We start from the raw sequence: 3,532 nt of genomic DNA on the forward strand, positions 1-3,532 counted from the left end.
GCATACCACGACATGCTGACGGCAATTCGGAGTAACGTAGCTACACTCAAAGCGCAGGGTAGGTCACTTGAGGACACTATCGCTGCGAAACCCACAGCTGCTTACGACGCGAAGTGGGGCCAGTTTGTGATTAGTCCTGCCTTGTTTACGCGCCTCGTCTACGAAGGTGTTTGAGCGGATCCAGTGCGAGCGCTCGCCGGCCCAGGTTGATGCGAGCGTTCGGTGTACCGCGGATGCGCTGGACCGTGAAGCGCAGCGCGTAGGCCGCGGTCACGGTGCAGAGCATCAGACCACTCCGTGCCGATCGACGCGTCTGAGCTCGATCGCAAACCCGCGAGTGATCTCGTCGTCGCTCGCGTCGAGCCAGCGATCCAGGATCAGGTCGACTGTGAGGGGGAAGTCGTCCGGCTCCGTGATGCCCTCGTTTGTGAGCAGCATCTTGACGGTGAGGGTTGATCAGGCACCCACCCCGAAGTCGGTCACCCAGAAGATTGGTGAGATGGCAGCCACCGCCGTCGACAAGGCCCGGCAGGTCATTGGCGACACGCTCAGCAAAGTGACCGGCTAAGGATCCTGCTTTGGGGTCAATACCCAATCAGCTTGACGATACGAGGGGCCGCTTTCAATCCAAACTGGCCTCCTCGGCCGCCGATCGGAACAGCCGATTTATCGGCGGATGCTAATCTGGTTTGGAGCAGTTCAGGCAGGGATGCGGCCTGCATGCCTTCGCGTGAGATGAATGCTTGGGCATTGTCATGATCGCGCCAGCCGATACGATCCGATGGTGTCCTTGTCACCCACTTCTAGTCATGGCGTCATTCTGAGGTGAACCGGCACGCAGTTTGGAGAGTGTCATGACGAAGCAGATCCTCATCATCGTCTCGAACGCGTATGCCATCGGACCTCATGGCAGGAGAACAGGAAACTTCCTGCCGGAAGTCGCACATCCTTATGCGGAGTTCGACAGAGCAAAATACAAAATAGATTTTGCAAGCCTGACCGGAGACACGCCATTTCTGGATGCGCTCAACCTTGCTGACGATCCCGACAATCTGGCCTTCCTTGTCGGGGAAGGATGGGCTTCCATGCAGAAAGCTAAGAAATTGTCGGAAGTGAATGTCAGTTCCTACGACGCTATCTTCATGCCAGGCGGTCTGGCGCCGATGGTTGACATGCCCGACCATCCGTTGCTTAAGGAAATTATAAAAGATACATACGAGAGAAGGGCAGTTGTTGGTGCAGTCTGCCATGGTCCAGTATCATTGTTGAATGTTAAATTGGGCAATGGTACGTATTTAATCGAAGGAAAGAATATCAGCTCATTTACAAATGAGGAAGAAGAAAACTACGCCAAAGCCGACGTTCCGTTCGAGCTGGAAACGGCGCTGACCAACCAGGGCGCAATATTCCACAAGACTGGACCTTGGCAGCCGTACAGCATCACAGACGGCAATCTTGTTACCGGACAAAATCCCGCTTCTGCAAAAGGCGTTGCCGATAAAATGATAAAGCTTCTGGAAGCAGTTTAGACGGCTAGCTGCGGGGCCCACTCACAGCCCACAGCGATCCTTCACACGCTCAAGCTGATTGATTTCAGACCCTAGACCATGTCGTAGTCACCGCCAGGGCGGCGCCATTTCGCATGCCCTTCGTGAGCGCGACGGTCAACGCGGCTCGCGGTCAGGTACACGCTGTCTCGTGCGCGTAGGGGCTGGTAACCTCTCTGGTAACTACGTGGGGCACCTGCGTTCGCCGCAGTGACCCGAAACTGGTACCTGTTCTTGGCGGACACTCATCTCTCGAGCCGGCGATAAAGGCCCTTGAGCAGCAACCGTGTGTGACCGTCGACAATCGCTTCGGCGGCCTCGACCTTCGCCATCTCACGCTCGAAGGTCGCCCATCGCATCCCCTTCGGCTTGACGATGTCGTCGCCGATACCCTCGCGGCTGCCGAGTTTGTGGCGTAGCTTGAAAGCGAAGCCGAGAGCGCGGTCGCGGGGCGTCTCGCGCTGCGAGCGGTAGCCGAGCCGATGGGCCTGACGGGAGGCGAACGTGAGGGCGCCGTTGGGCAGATGGAGCTTGGTGACACGCCGCCCGGTGCGCGGACAGACGAACCACCAGCGCCGGCCGCCGAAGGGCTGCGGCGTCGTCTTCAGCGTGACCCAGTAATCCGAGGCGTACTTCTCGCCGCCCCAGCGGGTCGTGGTGTAGTGCAGGCGCACGCGGCCGTGCTCGTCATCGAGGTGAGCTTCGTAGCCGACTGAGGCGACGCGCTCGCCCGTGCTCGTGTTCGTCCAAGTCAATGGGCCGCCCCAACTCTGCCCCGGCCGGAAGAGGCCATCGCGCAGGAGCTTGGCGAGGTTGAGAGTCAGCCCGTCCTCGATCGTCGGCCTCCCACCCGATCGCCCACTGCCAAAGCCGCCCATGCCGCTTCCTTACTCGGTCACGCTCCTGTGGAGAGATGCTTCCAGGGAGAGCGCAGATTTTTCCGAAATTCTGTGGCTAACTGATCTAAAAATCAAAGTGGACGCTTCGGTCGAAAGCGGCGTTGCTGGAGCGTGGGATGTCTGATGGGGTGGTGATCCGGGGAGAGGGCATGGCTTCGCCTGCCAGCGGCGAAACCATGTGACCTGACGGGTATGGAGCCACCGTACGAGCCGGTCATGGATCGGTAAACGTAACCCTCTCGGGAAGGCCGGGGTCAGGCGATCGGCCTCTACACGCTGCTTCACCCCTCACGGGGTCTGACGCGGAACCACCGGGAGGCGCACCGATCGGCCGCCCGGCTGTCTGTGGGGTCGGGGCGACCCGTTCCCACTCCTGCGGCGCCTGAACGCCGCTTTGTGCCGGTGCCCTCCGGCTATAGCGAGGTTTCCCGGACCTGGCCTGGCTAGCCACCCGGACCCCGGCTCCACGAGGGAGCTGGCTATACAGGTGAGGGTACTTGTTCGTGATTCGTTCGGCAAGCTGAGCCGAAAGCTTCTTCCTGTTCATAGACTGCTTCCAGGGGAAAGCTCATCCCGAGTGCCCCTTGAAGGCGGTTACCTGCCGGATGTCGCCGACCGCCGTTCTGGCATCCTATACCCGAACTGGTCCATGATCCGGGCGAGGTCCGCCCCGAGCTCGGCCGCCATCGCCAGTAGAAAGCTTGAATGCAGACGGGGGAAAGCGCCACCTCACGCTTGCTCGCCAGCTTCCTGCGCGGCTTCTTGAGCGCTACCTGTAGTCTGGAGCGAATTTGTTGCCGATGTTGCCGGGCAGTTGAGTCGTAAGACCACCGCGGTACCTAAAAGGACGTTCGCTCAGCCTCTTGTCCGACGCCGCTACGTCGACTAGCCCGTCAGAGCGCAGAACGAGCAAGCCTCTGGATTTCCAGACAGAAACGGTTTTGCGCGAGACGCCGCGGTGCCGCGAGAACTCGGCCTGAGTGACGAACGATGATGCCATGAGTGTTAACCTGTGAACGTGTTACCAGGTTTTCAAGGCTGAACCCTGGACAGGCCGCGAACTCGCGCGGACCCGCATGGGGTGGG

General features: G+C 59.8%; 3 protein-coding genes and 1 pseudogene. 2 read left to right on the forward strand and 2 right to left on the reverse strand.

From position 1 onward, the window contains the following. Nucleotides 1–174 (forward strand): annotated as a pseudogene (locus DT057_RS37125) (MBL fold metallo-hydrolase); the annotation flags it as partial. A 680-nt stretch (nucleotides 175–854) separates the two neighbouring features. Next, the gene (locus DT057_RS34300) at nucleotides 855–1,529 is read left to right on the forward strand and encodes a type 1 glutamine amidotransferase domain-containing protein (protein WP_128566471.1); all 675 of its coding nucleotides are present in this window, start codon (nucleotides 855–857) and stop codon (nucleotides 1,527–1,529) included. Nucleotides 1,530–1,792: 263 nt separating this feature from the next. On the opposite strand, the gene DT057_RS34305 is transcribed toward DT057_RS34300, so the two are convergent. After that, nucleotides 1,793–2,425 carry a hypothetical protein gene (locus DT057_RS34305; RefSeq protein ID WP_128566472.1) on the reverse strand — a complete coding sequence of 211 codons (633 nt, stop codon included), beginning with the start codon at nucleotides 2,423–2,425 and terminating at the stop codon, nucleotides 1,793–1,795. Between the two features lie 914 nt (nucleotides 2,426–3,339). Beyond that, a partial coding sequence (locus DT057_RS36320) for a hypothetical protein (protein ID WP_203236459.1) occupies nucleotides 3,340–3,532 on the reverse strand: 193 nt, incomplete at its 5' end.

The sequence above is a fragment of the Methylobacterium crusticola genome, from assembly GCF_003574465.1.
GTDB lineage: Bacteria > Pseudomonadota > Alphaproteobacteria > Rhizobiales > Beijerinckiaceae > Methylobacterium > Methylobacterium crusticola.

Bases quoted from the DNA above. Each gene is read 5' to 3' on its own strand.
- DT057_RS34300 (WP_128566471.1), top strand. From the start codon at position 855: ATGACGAAGCAGATCCTCATCATCGTCTCGAACGCGTATGCCATCGGA.
- DT057_RS34305 (WP_128566472.1), bottom strand. From the start codon at position 2,425: ATGGGCGGCTTTGGCAGTGGGCGATCGGGTGGGAGGCCGACGATCGAG.